A 17,722-nucleotide genomic window follows, 5' to 3' on the forward strand; every position below is an offset into this window, starting at 1 on the left:
CCAGGAATGTGGGGTTTTGTGAGAATACTGAAAATGCTCTTAAAATTGAAGCGATGTAAGTGCCGAATCTGAGGCCATTTCATCTGAGGCGGTCTCTAAATTTATGATAGCTTTGCCGACTGATTCCAACTATGTTTTTTAGCCCATACAACCATTCTTCATTTAGTTTCCCTCTTTGATCCATATATAATATTCTAACCAAAAACGTCGGCATGACAGTGGGAAAGAAATCCGCTTTGTTATTTGTGATCTTATCTTTTGCCCTGGCAAACACATATGCGCAGGATAATACACCGGTCATATTTTCCGAGGAGGCGGATACTTCGTTTGTAAGTCAACACTTTATCGACCAGTACGAAGCGGTTTTTATGACTTTGGTGCCGACAAGGCATATGTTCAAATACGGCTCGGGGATCTATCCGGTCAGTAATATCTTTTTACGTCCGGGCCGGATCGGTATTCTCACTGGCGAAGCAGGGTATGAGTTTAAAATCTCCCCTGCATTCTCAATTGGTGCGGATTTTAGCATTACAAACAAGACGACCAGCGACCCGAAAACCCTCAAAACCTATGGTGTAACTGCCAAGGGGCGGTGGTATTTCGATATGAACAAAAGGATAAGGGAAGGAAAAAATGCAAATAATTTCAGCGGAAACTTTTTTGCATTATCATTCGACAAACGCACCAGGTACACATTTGAACCACATTCCTTAACAAGCCTGGGGATAGAATTTGGGGTTCAAAGGCGATTATTCAACGACGGCAGGGCGGAGTTTACCATTGGTTTAAATTACCAAAAGTACAGCAGCAACTATTTTATCAGCGATGCCGGCTTATCAACAGAAATGATAAGCGACATGGCGTTAATCACACACACAAGCCTAGGTGGCGCCTTTGGCGATTGGAAAAGAGCCCGTCAGCGGCCATTGTGCGAAATCCTGCATTGCGAACAGGAACTGAATCAGCAATGGAAGATTCTCTGGCCAAACATTTATATCTCTTCCCGGATAGGAAAAGCGTCACTTGCCTTTGGTTATGAACGGAAGCTGGCAAGGTCACCTCTTTCCGTGAATGCCCAGCTGAACCTGGATTACCGCAATATCCGTATCATTCCCGCCGCTGTTTATCCTGATTTTAAAGATAACCTTTACCAGATTCAGCCATCACTGGAACTACGGTACTATTTTTTGCAGAAATATGCCACGAGAAGGGGATTGGGCGGAAATAATCTGTCGGGTTTGTATGTTGGCCCGTTGGCTGATTTCATTGATTTTAATTCCACATTTGGTGCGGAAAGAAAGTCTTTTCAGCATGTAGGTGCCGGCGCGGTTTTAGGATTTCAAAAGACCCTTTTTCAGAGAGTATATTTTGATCTTTATGGTTCGTGGAGCTGGAATATGCTCCACACGAACGCAATAACAAAAACCGGCCAGGGCTCATTAAGATTGGGACTGGGCTGGGCAATATAATGATAATACTGTGCTGTCAAATTTTACTTAAATATGTTAACTCATGAAATCCGGGAAATCAATCTACTTATACATGTTTTTATTGTCCGTTATTTTTTCGTGTGACGACAGCACAGTCAATACTTATACGTGCGGAGCACCATCACGCATCACAGCCGACCAGAGCTGTAATACCGGGCAAGGGCTGGTGTTGACCGCCACCATTGAGAATGCTACATGGGATCTGGAATGGACAATAATAGCCGTAAAAGATTCGGCAGCAAAAGGATGGACGGGAAGTGACCCGACATTTCAGGCGAACACCAAGTCGAAGTCATACGCCGTGCCCGATAGCATTATCAGAAATTATAAAACATTGATTGTGAGGGCGGCTTCCAAATGCCCTGACGGCAGCAAGCTGTATTCTATATACCATCGGTTTATTCAAACCCGCCCCACTAATAGTAGTTGCGTGGTCTGGACTTTCAACAATCAGGAATAGCTGTGATGTAGGTAGCCAGCGGCCAGATATAGGAAGCGGCTATGCCGCGATTGCGAGTGGATAACCGCATAGCAGTGAATGCTTCAACTGGTAGGCATAATCTAAAAAACTACGGATCGATCCCATATTCGTCACATGAGTAGCGTTTGAAACGAGTATCTCCAAGTTTCTTGTTACGATCTTCGACAAAACTCCAATACTCATTATTTATGTCAATCGTATAATTGTCATTGAGATTAACGGCTCCGTTGCTTGATTTCCTCACAAAACCTCCCGATCAGTTGACTGATTTATACCAAGATAAACAGGGTATGATTGTCTTACATTCGGGCGTTTTGTGAGATCAGTGACCGATACATTGTTCAGAAACGTGGAAAATGGATTCGAGGATGCTGGAATTGATACATTGAATTTTTATGAGGACTATCCAGATCAATACTGCCTGAGAACTATTGTTTACTGCAAAAATTATTTATTATTGAGCTCGTCTTTTCTCATCAAAACGGATATCCTTGTTGTTTCCGGAAACCTTTGATCTGCCGAATGAATAGGTCAGGTTGAGCGTAAAGGTATTATAATTATAATCGGTTTTTGTGGTTTGTACAAATTCACTATAATGAAAATCGTATTTGCTTACGGTACCAAGAAAATAAGCTGGACTGATGATCAAATTATTCATAAGCAACTTTATTTTAGCTCCCATTCTTAAACTACGTTGATTGTAAGTGTAAACATTTCTATCGGTTGACGGAAGGTTTTGATTATAATTCAGATAAAAACTCACCAGACTAGTTGCATTGAAACTATTATTAATACTAAATGAGGCAGACGTTCCGCTCGGCGCGCTGAGAGCCGCAATTTTAGATTTTGGCGATGCGTAGAAAAAAGAGGCGTAGATGCTGTTGTCCCACCATTTGGATAATGACCGGTTAACGGATACATAGGCCCCCAGGTTATCCTGAGTCAAAAAATTTCCTCTGCTTGTAATTAATGTCGGTCCATCAACAGTTGTGAGGTTTGAAATTATATCGCTGGTATGTTGTGTGAATACGGTAAAGGAAAACATGCCCTTATACAGATAGGCAAGTTCAGCATTATTGCTGTATGATGGTAAGAGCAATGGATTCCCGATATTATAGGTATAAATATTTGTATAATAAGCAAACGGATTTAAGGAATTTAGGCTTGGCCGGTTAATCCTTCTCGAATAATTCAACGAAAAAACATGGTCCTTACTGGCTTTGTAAACGATATAGGCCGTTGGAAATAGGGCACCATAATTACGTTTGTTACGCTGATCTAAGGTAGGCGAATAACCGTCCATGAAGGTATACTCATAGCGCAGCCCAGCTTTGGTTGCCCACTTTTTTGACAATTCAGATTCGATGCTCAGATAGGACGCCAGGTTGCTTTCTGTATAGTTAAATTCATTGCTGCGTGTTTGATCCAACAAGAAACCTTCGTCGGTATAGTTGTAGTATTCTACATTAGCATTGTTGGTAAAATTTGCAAGTTTGATACCTGTTTCTATTTTGGCCCATTTGTAGGGTAATGTTAAATCTGATTGAACAGACCAGATATTGTACTTTGATAAATTATTATTTTGAACCGAAGCATAGGTATTTTCAGATTCAGAAATAAAATCATTTCTCATTTCAGGTCTGTTCATGAAAAAGTTGATCGAGCTACTTAATTTCTTTCCAGTCGAGTCGAGCTTTAAATCGTGGTATATATTTAGTGTTTGCGTAAATAATGGCCGGGAAAATTTTCCTGTTGTGTTTAAAACCGAATCGATACGATTGCCTGTTACAAAGGCATAGCTATTACTAAATGTTGTGTTCGATTTATTATCTGCAATATTATAAATGAGCCCGATGTTATTGTGTTTGTTTAACTCATAATCCACACTTATGCCTGTTTGTAAACCGGGTGAAGTTCCCAAACGTTGCTCATCGCTACTAATCTCGCTGGGACGCCCGGTTATATTGAACGATTCCTTGATAATGTAGCGATACTTTGATTGGTTAAATGTCAAAGAGCTGCTCAGTTTTTTTGATCGGAAAAAAAGGGCCAGATTGTTAGCATAGGATGGATAGTTGTTCTGGGAATAAGATGTCCCTAATGAGCCTCGCCAGCCCAGGGACTGGTTTTTCCTTAAAATAATGTTGATCAGCCCGCCATTTCCCTCGGCCTCATATTTTGCCGGAGGCGTGGTTATAATTTCAATTTTTTCTATATCATCAGATCTTAATGTTTTTAGGTAATTGACAAGCTCGTTGCCTCGAAGCTGCACCATCCTCTCGTTAATCATGATCGAGACACCACCCTTGCCAATAATAGAAATTCCGCTTTCCTCAACCTTTAACATGGGTACCCACGCTAGCGCTTGAATCAGATCTGTTCCTCTTGTTACAATTGAGTTGGATAGGTTAAAAACCATACGGTCTATTTTTCTTTCAAACAAAGGCTTGTTACCTTTTACGGTAATCTCATTAAGGGTATTTGTGCTGGCAATAAGCACTAGGGTAGGGATTGTTAAATCGGCGGCATCTATAGCAAATGGAGCTGATTTCCCTTTTTCATAACCGATAAAGGAAGCCATAATGAAGTAGTTCCCTTGTTTCACATCGTTAAATTCATATCCGCCTTTTTCATTGGTAAATTGTGTACTAACTGTAACTGAATCGGGCAATCTGATCAATGAGACAGACGCAAAGTCCAAGGCAGCTTCATTAACATTTTCAACAATCTTACCCTTTATTTTTGATGATTGAGCAAGAACAAGCGCTCCACTGTTGGTTGATATAAACCAAATAGAAATTAATACAAATAATCTCATGTAAGTTTTTAATAATTTATTATGATAGATCAATACATGATATGGCCAAGTGATGCTTCACTTATTTGTCATATCTAATGGTTTCCTGATCCGCGTCTTAATAAGATTTTCCTAACGCATTCCGGACACGATGGATAATAACTTACCCCTCAACAACATAAAGGAGGTTGTCGTAGTCATATCTGGTCCGAAAGAGAAAGCAGGTTTTAAGTACCGCAGATTTTGAATAATGTCCTGTTTAGAAAAACTGATGCTGCCAGCGCTAAATCATCAGATTCCCCGCGCGGCAAGTCCTAAATCACTCGAATGCGTAAGCAGGTCATGGATAGTTGAACTCTTTGAATGGACAAGCTTACGATCCTTTGTCATGGTATTTCGGACACATTAGATGGTTTTTGCATACGGGCAGCCAGCGATGCAATTTTTGAAGAAGCGATTGTTTGGGACATTAAACGGCCGGCTCCAAAGATGGGCGAGAACAGAATAGCATACATTTTTTCCGTGACTAAACAAGATTGATACGTTGTTATCGTGGAAACTTTCGAAATGCTGAAAGGTTACAGGAAAATGAAACTAAAAAGCGGGCTGGTACCAGCCTGAATATAACTTATAATATTAGGCCTTAAACATGAAGAGTTTTGATGTTCTTAAATATGGATTGATAGGAATACTTGGCCTACTTTCGTGCGGCGACCCTGCACCGGGAACTTACTTTAGCGTCATAGCTTGTGACGGCTGTCTGGCTGAAAGGAGTGTCAATACGCTTGCTAACACAACTTATATTTTTCCAGACTCGGTGATGCAAGTGTTCTATCGTAATTCCGATTCGATAGTAGTGCGAAGAAATGGAAGACTCTTAGTAAAATGGGACAACCTCAAATTCGTTGGCTACATTGGGGATGAAAGCGACGGAAATGGTATCTGGCAAACGATGGTAGGAGTAAAAATCTACAGTATGCGTATTGCTGGTGAAAACTATAAGACCATCGAAAATAAGAACAAAATCTTATCCATTCTTGTGAGCAATGTAATCGAGGGTTCTTATGATGCGAAAAAAGATACGGTGCAAACTAGATATTTTCGCAACCGATAGTTCATTTCCTTTCTGGAAAATTTGAAAGCTGGGGCACGAATTAGGTGCTCTGGCTTTTTTTACGTAACATCTGATATTTGTAACTCACATATATATGTATGTTCAATCTACGGTAACTGTCCCATGTCGCAGACAGTTCAGATTTAAAGAATATTCGCCATTCAATAAAACCGAGTAGGCGAATACAGCGTACTCCATACGCTTAGGCAAAAGAGATCTCAAATTGTCGTCTCGGAAATCAATGTTTTCGTTTTATTAACCTGTTATGATTCGTGAGATGATGATATGATATATTGCCTCCACGACTTTAGCTAACACAGTGGCTGGTTTGGTAGTTATGCGGATGCGGCCTCATTAAATATGATCAGGCACGAAAGACCTGGTTGTAATCACTTTTATTTCAAACGCACTGCGGCCAGGCTGCTTGACAAGCCCGCAGCGAGGCAGGTTATGGCGGGTACCGTGAAGAAATAGAGAAATCCCGTAGCGGAAAACCCAAAAAGGCATAAGATGATAACAATCAATATTTTCCTGCAAAATTCAGGCTGTTTCTCGGTGAGTGTTGAAGTTAACCATAGGATGCAGGTGATCGTTAAGAGGGTCAGTATTAGGTTCAGGCTCATACCTGTGTAGGTCTGATCATAACTCCTTGCCTGGCCAAACAGATCAAATTTGTGTTCCGACATCGCTTGCTGTACCTGCCTTTCAAGTGGATCATCAGTATCCTTTCTTTGAATATGCCCAACAGAATGGCCCAATGCAAAAAACAGGACAAGGCCGGAAGATACGCGGATCAATAATTTCGGTTTCATATTTCGGTTTCGATTTATATAGCCCGGTTGTAAGCAAGTAATGCCCAGTTTATAACTTCTTCATCTACCTGCTCCGGTAGTTGGAGTTTTATTTTGTGCGTGCACATGGCACCCGGGCCCTTGATCATCTCCAGCTTTCCCTCCGGTTGCTGGTCTTTGATAGTCAGTTCGAGTTCAAATCTGGATTTGGTCGCGGGCTTGAGACAGGCAAATTGCTTTTTTCGTCTCAAACTCACGTAGGTGTTTTTAGGTGCCACTTGTATGTCATCGCCAAATGCGAGGATCTTGTCCAGCAATAAGTCAAACAGCGGCTTCAGGGACTCCTTTCCTTCATATTGCTTCAGTATCAAGGTCCGATCGTCCTGTGATCCGGAGTCGGACTTGTTGGCCTTGTGCACGATGATGTCCGCATAGTTCATTCCCAGGCCATACTGGCGCATCAGATAGTCGACCAATTCCCTGTGTCTGGTTAACCCGCTGCGCTCGTTTCGGAGTACTTCGATCCATTCGTAAAGTGATCGGCCCGTTTTAGCAGGCATATTTTCAATCATTTTCTCAATCATAATCTGCTCGGTTATTTTACCGTAAAGATCGGATTGCCGAAAGCGGGGTTATTGTAAAAATCGGAAGTGCAGCTACTCTTTATAGAAAATTTTCCCAAAATCATTTTTGGCGTTTGTCAGGTGCTTGGGCGCCATGCCTGTGAATCTTTTGAAATCTTTAATAAAATGGGATTGGTCGTAATAATAGGTGTAGAAGTCGGTGCTAAGAAAACAATGTTCCTTTTCCGTTGCCAGTGCCTGGTAATATTGCTGAAAGCGGATAATAGAAGCGAAGTTCTTAGGGCTTACGCCAAGTTTTTCTGTGAATTTAAGATTAAGCCACCGACTGCTGTATCCCGTTTCTTTTTCGAGCCGTCCCACGGCGATCGTCCCACGGGACGCAATTATTCTGTTGACACAAAATGAAAAAACGGGGTCGTGTTGAGAGTTGGCCAGACAGCGCGTGAAAAAGTTCTGTAGTATTTCCACTTTTTGTTCGATGCGGTCCGCATTGGTGATCTGCTCCTGCAGCAGCCTCGCTGTACCACTCATGATGTCGCCGAGATCATGGATCTGATTTTTAATGTCTGAATAACATAAACGGAAAATTCTGTAAGCGCCGGCAGGACTGAACTCGACTCCAATCGTCCCGGAAGACGCTCCTTGAAAATAGGCGGTTTCTACAATGGAGGGAATATCGGAAATACCTATGAGTGTGAGCTGGTTTTCCTTTGAAGTGTGTTGGCAGCCAGCCATTTTTCCGGTAAGTCCGTTCTTGTAGGGGATGACCATTTTGATCAGCCCATTTGGAACAACTAATTTCATATCATCACCGGGAATCGGTTCAGAAGTTTCAAAAACCCAGAGTTTTTCAATATAACCTTTTAATGGAGGATTTATGGGGAAATGGACCAGTCTCATGCAATGGCTTGTTTAACTGCGAAAATTATCGCTTTATCTATTTAAGATCAATGCCATCTTCGCTTTCAAGCCATTTGGTCCAAGCACAGCCCGCATATTTCACATACCCGGGACGCAACTTTCAGGTGTTAATCCTTTGCGCGTAAAGTTCATATGGCAGAACCTAAGTTTTTTTGTCACAAAGACGGTAGCAACCTCCGGAAATGACGGTGTTAAGTCGTAATTTCCGGTCATTGAAGACGGCCCGGACATACAAAGTATTATGTTTTATTGATGGACATTCCGATTAAAAACAAATTGAGCGAAAAAGAGCTCTTTAGAATTAAGAGAATGAAAGAGGTGATTAAAACCACCAATCCCCATGGCCATAAAGACTACCTTGAAATCATTTATCTGGAACAGGGGGCAGGTGTCCATCAGATTGATTTCAACCGATTTACGGTAAAGCCACCAAGTTTGTATCTGGTGTTGCCGGGGCAGGTCCATAGCTGGGCGCTGACAGAAATACCTAAAGGTTATGTGGCGATGATCCAAAAGGATTTCCTGCTGGACCATCCCCTTTATGACAGCCTTTTTCAGACTTTCCCGCTTCCTTTTGCAAGCGGATTTGATCTTGGAGGGTCAAGTGAAACATTCCTCGGTATTTTCAAAAGCATTGAGCAGGAGTATATCAAAAGCGAGCCCAATTATCAGGCTGTGATCCAGACTTACCTGCTCTTGCTTTTTAATTTACTTAAAAGAGAGGCCGGTACCCATCAGGCGTTACCTTTCCCTCCGCTACTCAAAGCTTTTTTCCTGTCGCTGGATGCGGAATTCAGGGCAAATCATGAAACCAGTTTCTATGCGGCTACCTTGAATACAACTTCTAAAACGCTCAACGCGGTTTGCAGAAAGTTTCTCGGAAAGACTGCCGGGGCTGTAATCAATGAAAAGTTGACGGCCGAGTCCAAAAGGTTGCTTTTATACTCACACCAAAACCTGACAGAGCTGGCATTTGAGCTAGGTTTTGCTGATGCTTCGCACTTTAATAAGTTCTTCAAACGTCAAACAGGGGTGCTACCCGGCGTTTACCGGAAGGGAATTTCCTGAATATACCAGAAATCGGCGTTAATGTACAAAGTCTATCGTTTTAGTGGGATTAAATTTGCCAGTCTGCTGCAAAGGCAGAAAATGCAATTTACTCACCATGAAAGCCTGCCCATTTACATTCATCATTGTCCTCATTGTCCTCATTTCTCTTTTACAAGTCCATGCGCAAACTGCCGTAAACATCACAGGCAAAGTGGCCGACAGCCAAACCAGGCAGCCATTGGCTTACTGTTCTGTTGCACTTTTCCAAAGTAGGGATTCAACCTTGGTCACCGGCCTGCTCACAAGTGAAAATGGTGTATTTCAATTTGAGAATATAGCGGTTGGGCACTATTATCTGCAAGCGCAATACATTGGATATAGCAAATCAAAAGTTTCATTACCTGCTTTTGAGGTCGGCCAAAATCTGATTCAGGTTCCGACGATCATCATGCAGCAGGACACAAGGACACTTCGTGAACTCGATGTCACAGCGGACCGTCAAATACTTGAAAATAAAATAGACCGACAAGTTTACAGGGCTAACAAATTGTTCAGTAGCCAGGGCGGCACGGCCATCGATGTCTTGAAAAATACACCGTCGGTTACCGTCAACAGTGAAGGCGATATGACCTTGCGCGGGTCATCTGGATTTTTAGTTTTGATTAATGGGAAGCCGGTGCAGACCGATCCTGCTACGATGCTGAGCCAGATACCGGCCAATACGATTGAAAATGTAGAGGTAATTACTTCGCCGTCGGCCCGTTTTGATCCGGACGGGAAATCAGGTATTATCAATATCACGACCAAAACGGCAATTGCGGGGAGCCGGTCTTTTTCTGCCAATGTGCAGGGAGGCTTGCCTGCTCTTTATCGATATGGCAATCTGAAAAAACCGGTTCGTTTCGGGGCCGACGCGACATTCAGTATGCATTCGGAGAAGTGGGACTTTAACCTGAGCGGCAATTACCTGCGAAACGATATTGCCGGACAGCGTACCGGTGATGTGCATACGACAATTAACAATGTGTTCACATCATTCCCCTCCAACGGCGAGCGAAGTTTTGTCCGCTCCAACTACACGGTGCGAAGCTCCATTTCCTTTACGCCAAATACTCGCCATGTATTTTCGGCAGGATTTTACAGCGGCTATCGTTCCCAATCGCGTCGCGCCGATATTATTTACAATAACTCAAAAACGGACCTTACAAATGGAGAAATCATGGGGCGCATCACTTACTTCAATTCGAATGTCGCGCGCAAATCGGGAAGGATCACGCTGGGTAACCTGGACTATGTACATATGTTCAGGAACAAATCGGCGCTTACCGTTTCCGGATTAATTGAAAATGCCGACATGGATGGGCTCACCACCAATGTGAACCTTGAAGAACCAGGCAGGAATAAAATCCTGCAAAGCAGCCGCAACCCCAGTGAAAACCCGCTGACTGCTTTCAGATTTAGGGCAGATTATGTCATCAATATAGGTAAGGGAAAACTGGAAACGGGCTACCAGTACAGGGACCAAATTCAAAAGGGAAATTTTCAGTACCTCGAAAGGGATTTGGAAAGCGGGTCGTTTATCGTCGTGCCTCAATTCAGCAGTGCCACCCAGGTGGTTAATCACATCCATTCGGTGTACGGACAGTATGCCGCAAAATCCGGAAAGCTGGAATATATGGGCGGCTTGCGCTACGAATATGCGGCGCGCGCTTTCACTGCGGGTAACCAGGACACTCGGAATCTGAACCTCTCCAATCTTTTTCCGTCGGTCAATTTGCAATATCAGGTTGCCCAATCGCTCCGCGTCAAAGCCGGATTCAGTAAACGTGTGCAACGGGCGACCAATAGTGAACTTAACCCCTTTCCCGAACGCGAACATTCCGAAACGCTTGAATCGGGCGATCCAAACATTTTGCCGGAGTTTATCGACCTTTCCGAGCTCGGTATCGTAAAGGATTTCAAAGAAGGAAGTGTGTTTGCAACCCTTTATAACCAACGCATTAAAAATGTGGTGAACCGTGTCAACAGTGTTTATAATGATACGATCCTAAACCGCATTTATACCAATGCAGGCCTGGCAAAGTCCTGGGGGCTGGAAGCGGGAAGTTCCCTCAATCTGACAAAATGGTGGCAGGTTTACGCAGGCGGAAATCTATATTACTACAAGATCAAAGGGTTGCTGTTTAATGAAGTGGTGGTCAATACAGCCAGTTGGGTCTACTCTATTAATGCCAATACAACCTTCAAGCTTTCCCCGACATTCCAGCTGCAGGTGTCACTTAATTATCTGGCAAAAAGGGTCACCGCGCAAGGGGAAGATTCCCGCTTTGTGACGCCCAACGCATCGGCCAGAAAGACCTTTTTAAAGGGCAGACTTGCGGCGACATTTCAATGGCAAAATGTCGATCTGGGGTTGTTGGGCTCCAACAGGCAGCGGATCACTACATTTGGAAAAGACTTTTTTACAACGACCCATTATATCCAGGAGACTGATATCCTCCTCCTGAACCTGAGTTATAACCTCAATCAGATAGCTAAAAAAGCCAAACTGCCATCGAGCGAGTTTGGTGAGAAAGAGTTTTAACCCATTGCATTCCTGTGGTTATCCTGGTAACCGAACATTGGAATGAGGAAGAAATTTTTAGTACCTGTCAAAAATAGGTTTTGATGCAAAGGCCAAGAATCGCCGCTACAAGGATGATGTAAGGTTCCTGCAACTTTTTGATGTAAATCAAAGCCATGATGGTGGCCATTGCGATGATAGCCGATGGCAGGTCAACAATCGAGCGGGTCGCAATCACACATACCGACCCAACCAATGCCCCGACCACGGCGGCGGTGATGCCCTCAACAAAGGTTTTGATGCTGTTGTTTTTAGATATTTTTTTAAAATAGGGTGCGGGTAAAACCGTAAAAACGAAGCAGGGCAGGAACACACCCAGGGCAGCTACCAGCGCTCCGGCAAATCCCGAAACCAGAAATCCGATAAAGCCTACCGTGATCACGACTGGCCCGGGTGTGATCATAGCCACTGCAACCGAATCCAGAAACTGCTGCTCGCTGAGCCATCCCATCTCATTGACCACTCCGTTCTGAAGAAAAGGAATAATAGCCAGGCCGCTTCCAAAAACGAATGCTCCCGCCTCGGTGAAAAAGAGACCCAGCTTAACCAACTGGGCCGGTTCGTATTGCCAAAAACCAGTACCTGCCAGAAGTACTACGGAAAGCGTCGCATTTCCCCGTTTTGGCCACTTTGGAGGCGCCTTGATAATCATATAAATAAACCCTGATAATATAAAAAGCCAGACTTCTTCACGCTGGGTAATGGCTGTAACGACCGCCGTGACCAAAAAGAAGAGCCACAGAATCCATCTGCTTTTGAAAGCCTCCAATTCCAGCTTGCTGATTGACTTGACAGTCAGTTTGTAACAGCTTAACGTGACGATGCCGATCACAGCGGAGCCGATGCCGTAAAAAACAGATTGCATCCAAGGCAGGCCGCCGTAGAGCTTGTAAGCCATCCCAAGCAATACAACCATTACGAAAGATGGAAGCACAAAAGCCAGTCCGGCAAGTGTAGCCCCCAAAACGCCGTGATGCACATGGCCCAGATAGATACCTAGCTGGGCAGCCAGCGGACCGGGCGCAAGCTGGGCCAGGGCCAGGCCTTCCCGGTATTCGTCGTCGCTAAGCCACCTCTTTTCTTCCACCAGATCGCGGTGCATGTAGCCAATCAGCGCGACTGGTCCGCCGAAGCCGAAAGTGCCCAATTTCAAAAAGTATCTTGTGAGATCTGCCAGGCTGTATGCGTTGCTTCGGATATCTGTTTCCATCAGTGATTTGAATGCATTTCTTTTTTCTTTCCCAGCACGTCCAAGGCTGCCCGAAACCCTGCAGCGAGTTTACTGGCCGGACCACGGCCGTAATAGTGCAGAAAAATGATCCTGGGATCCTCTCCAAACATATGATTATGAAGTGCGACCACTTCCAGGTCATTAGCCCGCAGTGTTTTGATCACGGTATTAACCTCGTGTTCCAGCATGGCAATGTCTCCGGCAATATGAGCGCTGTCTTTATTGCCGGCAAAGCTCGCCCAGGAGTTAAGCCCAATTGCGGCGGTCATTTCTGCGCCCATCGCGATGACGGTCAGGTCGTCGCGTCCGACGGTGTACTTATATGTCGGTCCGTTCACAACGCCGACGTATTTTACGACACCGTCCAGAGTAGGGGTATCGAATAACTCCTTTCCTGTGGCTGCCGGTGGTACAGCCGGTGCTGGCTGGTTGGCTGGCGAAATGCTGGTATCCTTAATCGCGGCAGCGAACTGTTCAGCAAGCTCCTGCGGGGTTCCCATCCCATGAAGGTGCATGTAAAAAACCCGTGGCTGCTCGTAGAAGAAATGGTTATGAATTGCGCCAATTTCGAGTCCGTTGGCCTGTGCTGCTGTGATGAGCGGGTTTACTTCTTCTTCCAGCAACACGGTGTCGCTCATTAAAACGGCAGATTTTCCATCGAGCGTTTTTTTGATCGAAGCCCATCCGCCAAAGCCAAAGGGGATCGGAACGGCTTCTCCCTTCACGGTTACCTTCAAATCATTCCTCGGTAGCGGGGTTGTATGTACGGCCTGACTTTCATTGTAAGTCCCTTTTTTGCCCATAGCCGTTTCAATGGCACGCACTTCCTCAGAAGTGAGTGCTGGTGTTTTTGCCAGACGATCATGTGCCAGTGAAACTTTCAGGCCTAATACCTGGGCAGAACCGATCAATCCGCTTGCGCGGAGCCAGTTTCTGCGTGAAAAAAATGGGTCGTTGCTCATATCTATCGTCCGGTGGTTGCTGTCGCTGCAATATTAACGGGTGCAAGGGCCAGATGATAGAATGAAAATGACGGATTTGAACAGAGATTACTTTTCTGGTAAAGTTTTCCATGATGAAGAAGGTTAATTGCCGGAATAGGATTTCTCTGGCGAAGTGACCATTGTCATGTTTCTGAATGGTTGAAAATCATCAAAAATGGATATAGCCAGGATTAGCTTTGCGGGCAGTCAGTAATAGCGATTTTCAAAACATCATCCAGATCATGAAAGCTGAAAAACTCGAAAAAGTGGAGGAACTTGTAGCAGCACTTAATGAAGAGCTGAAAATTGACGAAGCCAGCGAAGAAACCAGAAAACTGGAAAAGCAAATACGCAAAATTGCCAAAGGCCTTGTAGAGGATATGAATACAGTTCTCAAAAAGAAGATTTCCAGGGAAGAGAAACTTCTGGCCCAGGAGGTAAAACGTCAAAAAAGAGCGAACAGAATTTTAGCGGCCCGACAGATTCTTAAAGGGAATGTATTTGCTGCTACTGCCAGCTGATCACATGGCCCTTTGCAATTTCAAACTATCAGAGGTCGTCCATGAACAATATTTTGATGCTTGTTTTAAGCTTTGCATTACTGGCCTGTAAAAACAAAACGGGCAGTATCAGGCCAGTCAGGTCACCTATTTCTGAATCGGTTTATGCATCCGGCATTGTAAAGAGCCGTAACCAATACCAGGCCTTTGCCGTCGTCAATGGCATTATCGACAAGGTTTTTGTGACGGAAGGGGAATACGTTAAAAAAGGAACGCCCATACTTTCCATATCCAATCAGGCCCAGAGATTGTCTGAGGACAATGCGCAGCTTGCTGCAAGATACCTGGATTTTAATGCGAACCAGGGAAAATTGCAGCAGGCTAAGCTTTCTATTGAACAGGCTTTGTACCTGATGCAAAATGATTCGACCCTGTATTTCCGTCAGAAGAATCTGTGGAAGGGCAATGCCGGAACGCTGATTGACCTGGAACAAAGGGCGCTTGCCTATCAGAACGCACAAGCGGCATACCGTTCAGCAGTGATTGCCTATGACGACCTGCGCCGCCAGCTGGATTTTAACTCGCGGCAATCCAGGAACTCCATGCTTATTTCATCGAGGCAGGCGCGTGACTTTACGGTAAAAAGCGAGGTGGATGGATTGGTATACAGTCTTTTGAAATATAGGGGAGAGATTGTCACTCCCCAGACGCCCGTGGCGATCCTTGGCGAAGCGGACCATTTTATTCTCGAAATGCAGGTTGACGAGTACGATATCCTTAAAGTAAAAAAAGGCCAGCCTGTTATCGTGGCCATGGACAGCTATAAGGGAAAAGTTTTTAAAGCCACGGTAACCAGGGTTTTTCCGATGATGAACTCGCAGAGCAAGACATTTTTAGTGGAGGCCGAATTTATAAATCCGCCGGCACCGCTTTATCCCAATATCACTTTTGAAGCGAATATTGTGATTCAAACCAAATCAAGTGCGTTGGTCCTCCCCCGAAGTTTTGTGTTGGACGATTCGGTTGTGATGGACAGAAGCGGCAGACGGATAACCGTGAAAACCGGCCTTCGAGACTACGATAAAATAGAAATAATCTCCGGCGTCGGTACCAATGACCAACTAATCGTTCCTGAAAAATGACGTACGGGCTGCTGCTGGACATTTCCCGCGCTTTACTGCTGGCAAGGTGGAAACAGACACTTGTTGCAGCGATCGGCGTCACATTTAGCATCACCATGTTTATCGGACTATTGAGTTTCATGTCCGGCCTGAATGACCTTCTGGATGGACTGATCCTCAACCGCACTCCTCATATTCGTTTGTATAACGACATCAAATTGTCTGACAAGCAACCTATTGATATTGCGGAACAATACAACGGTTACCGCAATTTTGTTCATTCGGTAAAGCCAAAAAATGAAAGGCAGGAAATTTATAACAACGCGGCCATCATCAAGGCGCTGAAAAATGAGCCGGTTGTCCTGGGCGTAGCACCGAAAATTGTTGCGCAGGTTTTTTATAACATCGGAGTGGTTAGCCTGAACGGCACCATTAATGGCATTGACCCGGGGGAGGAGAACAGGTTGTTCCTGTTTCAGGATTATGTGACCAGCGGGAATTATCAGGATCTGATACATGTCCCCAACAGCATCATCCTTGGAAAAGGAATTGCTGAAAAGATGCTGGCCGACATCGGGGAAGTCATCCAGGTTACGACTCCGAAAGGTGAACGCATACAGTTGAAGGTTGTAGGCTATTTTGAATCAGGACTGCAGGAAATCGACAAGGTTCAAAGTTACACTTCGATTGGTACCGCACAAAAGCTGCTGGGCGAACCGGATAGTTATATCACTGATATTCAAATCAAGCTGAAAGACCTCAGGCTGGCACCGCAACTCGCCCGGCAATATCAAAAGCGATTTGATGTAGATGCTGTTGATATTCAAACCGCAAATTCCCAGTACGAGACGGGCAGCTCAATCAGGAGCCTGATCTCTTATTCAGTAGGTATTACGCTGCTGATTGTTGCGGGTTTCGGTATTTATAATATCCTTAACATGATGATTTACGAAAAGATGGATTCGATTGCCATATTAAAGGCGACCGGTTTTTCAGGCAGGGACGTCAACTGGATTTTCACGGGTATAGCCGCCAGTATAGGCGTCTTTGGCGGTGCGCTGGGACTGGTATTTGGTCTGGGACTTTCGGCCATCATCGATCATATACCTTTCAATACCCCTTCGTTGCCCACGATTAAAACTTATCCGATCAATTACAGTCTGAAATATTACCTGATCGGCGGGATATTTTCGGTACTCACTACCTATCTGGCCAGCTTCTTTCCATCCAGAAAAGCAAGCAAAATAGATCCGGTGGTTATCATCAGAGGAAAATGAGCAGTACTATATTGCAGACGAGAAATATCTTTAAATCTTTCCGGGACCCGGTGGAAATCCCGGTACTGAAGGATATTAATCTTTCTGTCAGCAAAGGCGAATTCATATCTGTAATCGGAAAGTCGGGATGCGGCAAATCCACGCTTCTCTATATATTATCTACAATGGATACCGACTATCAGGGAGAACTGGAAGTTGACGGCGAGCTAATGCGCGGTAAAAGCGAAGCCGAACTGGCCGTTGTCCGGAACCAGAAAATCGGCTTTGTATTTCAATTCCATTACCTGCTCAATGAGTTTTCGGTATTGAAAAACGTCATGTTACCCGGACTGAAATTGGGGAAATATTCAGTTAAGGAACTTGAAGAACGTTCGTTTGAGAAACTGAGGGTACTTGGAATTGAAAAGGAGGCATTAAAATGGCCTAACCAACTTTCTGGCGGTCAGAAACAGCGGGTAGCTATTGCCAGGGCGATGATCAACGACCCGCTGATTATCATGGGGGACGAGCCAACGGGTAACCTTGATAATAAGAACAGCGAAATCGTGTTCGAGACATTTCAGCAACTGGCCTCCGACTTTGGCCAGACCCTGCTGATTGTCACGCATGACAATGAATTTGCTGCACGGACCCAACGGACGATCGAAATGCAGGATGGGAGAATTATCAATGGTTAGCAGAGGTGGGCCGCTCAGCTGGCTGTCGTAGCAGTCTGGGTTTAGGGTCGGGGACCATTTCTCTCAGATCGGGAAAAGCCCG

The 17,722-nt window shown here is 44.5% G+C and carries 15 protein-coding genes; 9 read left to right on the top strand and 6 right to left on the bottom strand.

The annotated features are described in order from the left end of the window. Window positions 1–212: 212 nt before the first annotated feature. The gene (locus AC1XUF_RS15335) at window positions 213–1,469 is read left to right on the top strand and encodes a hypothetical protein (RefSeq protein ID WP_483342686.1); all 1,257 of its coding nucleotides are present in this window, start codon (window positions 213–215) and stop codon (window positions 1,467–1,469) included. Window positions 1,470–1,542: 73 nt separating this feature from the next. Next, a complete protein-coding gene (locus AC1XUF_RS15340; protein ID WP_483342687.1) occupies window positions 1,543–1,950 on the top strand; it encodes a hypothetical protein in 408 nt (135 codons plus the stop codon). A 475-nt stretch (window positions 1,951–2,425) separates the two neighbouring features. Here AC1XUF_RS15340 and AC1XUF_RS15345 read toward each other — a convergent pair whose 3' ends face one another. Beyond that, window positions 2,426–4,789 carry a TonB-dependent receptor domain-containing protein gene (locus AC1XUF_RS15345; protein WP_483342688.1) on the bottom strand — a complete coding sequence of 788 codons (2,364 nt, stop codon included), beginning with the start codon at window positions 4,787–4,789 and terminating at the stop codon, window positions 2,426–2,428. A gap of 628 nt (window positions 4,790–5,417) precedes the next feature. Here AC1XUF_RS15345 and AC1XUF_RS15350 point away from each other — a divergent pair. Further along, window positions 5,418–5,882 carry a hypothetical protein gene (locus AC1XUF_RS15350; protein ID WP_483342689.1) on the top strand — a complete coding sequence of 155 codons (465 nt, stop codon included), beginning with the start codon at window positions 5,418–5,420 and terminating at the stop codon, window positions 5,880–5,882. A gap of 395 nt (window positions 5,883–6,277) precedes the next feature. On the opposite strand, the gene AC1XUF_RS15355 is transcribed toward AC1XUF_RS15350, so the two are convergent. The 3 genes from AC1XUF_RS15355 to AC1XUF_RS15365 form a co-directional block, all read right to left on the bottom strand. Continuing rightward, complete coding sequence (locus AC1XUF_RS15355; protein WP_483342690.1) at window positions 6,278–6,694, bottom strand: LIC_13387 family protein; 417 nt, start codon at window positions 6,692–6,694, stop codon at window positions 6,278–6,280. Window positions 6,695–6,708: 14 nt separating this feature from the next. Continuing rightward, entirely contained in the window at window positions 6,709–7,257 is a 549-nt protein-coding gene (locus AC1XUF_RS15360) for a DUF5655 domain-containing protein (protein WP_483342691.1), read from the bottom strand. A 72-nt stretch (window positions 7,258–7,329) separates the two neighbouring features. Next, on the bottom strand, window positions 7,330–8,157 hold the full coding sequence (locus AC1XUF_RS15365; RefSeq protein ID WP_483342692.1) for a helix-turn-helix domain-containing protein: 828 nt from the start codon (window positions 8,155–8,157) through the stop codon (window positions 7,330–7,332). Between the two features lie 330 nt (window positions 8,158–8,487). Here AC1XUF_RS15365 and AC1XUF_RS15370 point away from each other — a divergent pair, with 330 nt between their 5' ends. Both AC1XUF_RS15370 and AC1XUF_RS15375 read left to right on the top strand, forming a co-directional pair. Then, on the top strand, window positions 8,488–9,246 hold the full coding sequence (locus AC1XUF_RS15370) for an AraC family transcriptional regulator (RefSeq protein WP_483342693.1): 759 nt from the start codon (window positions 8,488–8,490) through the stop codon (window positions 9,244–9,246). A gap of 97 nt (window positions 9,247–9,343) precedes the next feature. Beyond that, on the top strand, window positions 9,344–11,812 hold the full coding sequence (locus AC1XUF_RS15375) for a TonB-dependent receptor domain-containing protein (RefSeq protein WP_483342694.1): 2,469 nt from the start codon (window positions 9,344–9,346) through the stop codon (window positions 11,810–11,812). A 67-nt stretch (window positions 11,813–11,879) separates the two neighbouring features. Here AC1XUF_RS15375 and AC1XUF_RS15380 read toward each other — a convergent pair whose 3' ends face one another. Together AC1XUF_RS15380 and AC1XUF_RS15385 are read right to left on the bottom strand one after the other, a co-directional pair. Next, window positions 11,880–13,061: a chromate transporter gene (locus tag AC1XUF_RS15380; RefSeq protein WP_483342695.1), complete on the bottom strand. Its 1,182-nt coding sequence runs from the start codon at window positions 13,059–13,061 to the stop codon at window positions 11,880–11,882. Continuing rightward, window positions 13,061–14,044 (bottom strand): DUF1259 domain-containing protein, encoded by a 984-nt coding sequence (locus tag AC1XUF_RS15385; RefSeq protein ID WP_483342696.1) that lies wholly within the window; start codon window positions 14,042–14,044, stop codon window positions 13,061–13,063. Before AC1XUF_RS15385 ends, AC1XUF_RS15380 begins: the two co-directional genes overlap by 1 nt. Before the next feature lie 263 nt (window positions 14,045–14,307). On the opposite strand from AC1XUF_RS15385, the gene AC1XUF_RS15390 reads away from it, so the two are divergent. Genes AC1XUF_RS15390 through AC1XUF_RS15405 form a run of 4 tightly spaced genes read left to right on the top strand, consistent with a single transcriptional unit; the run spans window position 14,308 to window position 17,640 of the window. Further along, on the top strand, window positions 14,308–14,586 hold the full coding sequence (locus AC1XUF_RS15390) for a hypothetical protein (RefSeq protein WP_483342697.1): 279 nt from the start codon (window positions 14,308–14,310) through the stop codon (window positions 14,584–14,586). Window positions 14,587–14,627: 41 nt separating this feature from the next. After that, window positions 14,628–15,707 (top strand): efflux RND transporter periplasmic adaptor subunit, encoded by a 1,080-nt coding sequence (locus AC1XUF_RS15395; protein WP_483342698.1) that lies wholly within the window; start codon window positions 14,628–14,630, stop codon window positions 15,705–15,707. After that, a complete protein-coding gene (locus AC1XUF_RS15400; protein ID WP_483342699.1) occupies window positions 15,704–16,963 on the top strand; it encodes an ABC transporter permease in 1,260 nt (419 codons plus the stop codon). The genes AC1XUF_RS15395 and AC1XUF_RS15400 overlap by 4 nt, the downstream gene beginning before the upstream one ends. Continuing rightward, window positions 16,960–17,640, top strand: a complete 681-nt coding sequence (locus tag AC1XUF_RS15405; RefSeq protein ID WP_483342700.1) for an ABC transporter ATP-binding protein — start codon at window positions 16,960–16,962, stop codon at window positions 17,638–17,640. The genes AC1XUF_RS15400 and AC1XUF_RS15405 overlap by 4 nt, the downstream gene beginning before the upstream one ends. Window positions 17,641–17,722: the final 82 nt, after the last annotated feature.

This window comes from Dyadobacter sp. HNCC25DJ185 (assembly GCF_056895195.1).

Coding starts and splice junctions, on each gene's coding strand:
- AC1XUF_RS15335 (WP_483342686.1), top strand. CDS start 213: ATGACAGTGGGAAAGAAATCCGCTTTGTTATTTGTGATCTTATCTTTT.
- AC1XUF_RS15340 (WP_483342687.1), top strand. CDS start 1,543: ATGTTTTTATTGTCCGTTATTTTTTCGTGTGACGACAGCACAGTCAAT.
- AC1XUF_RS15345 (WP_483342688.1), bottom strand. CDS start 4,789: ATGAGATTATTTGTATTAATTTCTATTTGGTTTATATCAACCAACAGT.
- AC1XUF_RS15350 (WP_483342689.1), top strand. CDS start 5,418: ATGAAGAGTTTTGATGTTCTTAAATATGGATTGATAGGAATACTTGGC.
- AC1XUF_RS15355 (WP_483342690.1), bottom strand. CDS start 6,694: ATGAAACCGAAATTATTGATCCGCGTATCTTCCGGCCTTGTCCTGTTT.
- AC1XUF_RS15360 (WP_483342691.1), bottom strand. CDS start 7,257: ATGATTGAGAAAATGATTGAAAATATGCCTGCTAAAACGGGCCGATCA.
- AC1XUF_RS15365 (WP_483342692.1), bottom strand. CDS start 8,157: ATGAGACTGGTCCATTTCCCCATAAATCCTCCATTAAAAGGTTATATT.
- AC1XUF_RS15370 (WP_483342693.1), top strand. CDS start 8,488: ATGAAAGAGGTGATTAAAACCACCAATCCCCATGGCCATAAAGACTAC.
- AC1XUF_RS15375 (WP_483342694.1), top strand. CDS start 9,344: ATGAAAGCCTGCCCATTTACATTCATCATTGTCCTCATTGTCCTCATT.
- AC1XUF_RS15380 (WP_483342695.1), bottom strand. CDS start 13,061: ATGGAAACAGATATCCGAAGCAACGCATACAGCCTGGCAGATCTCACA.
- AC1XUF_RS15385 (WP_483342696.1), bottom strand. CDS start 14,044: ATGAGCAACGACCCATTTTTTTCACGCAGAAACTGGCTCCGCGCAAGC.
- AC1XUF_RS15390 (WP_483342697.1), top strand. CDS start 14,308: ATGAAAGCTGAAAAACTCGAAAAAGTGGAGGAACTTGTAGCAGCACTT.
- AC1XUF_RS15395 (WP_483342698.1), top strand. CDS start 14,628: ATGAACAATATTTTGATGCTTGTTTTAAGCTTTGCATTACTGGCCTGT.
- AC1XUF_RS15400 (WP_483342699.1), top strand. CDS start 15,704: ATGACGTACGGGCTGCTGCTGGACATTTCCCGCGCTTTACTGCTGGCA.
- AC1XUF_RS15405 (WP_483342700.1), top strand. CDS start 16,960: ATGAGCAGTACTATATTGCAGACGAGAAATATCTTTAAATCTTTCCGG.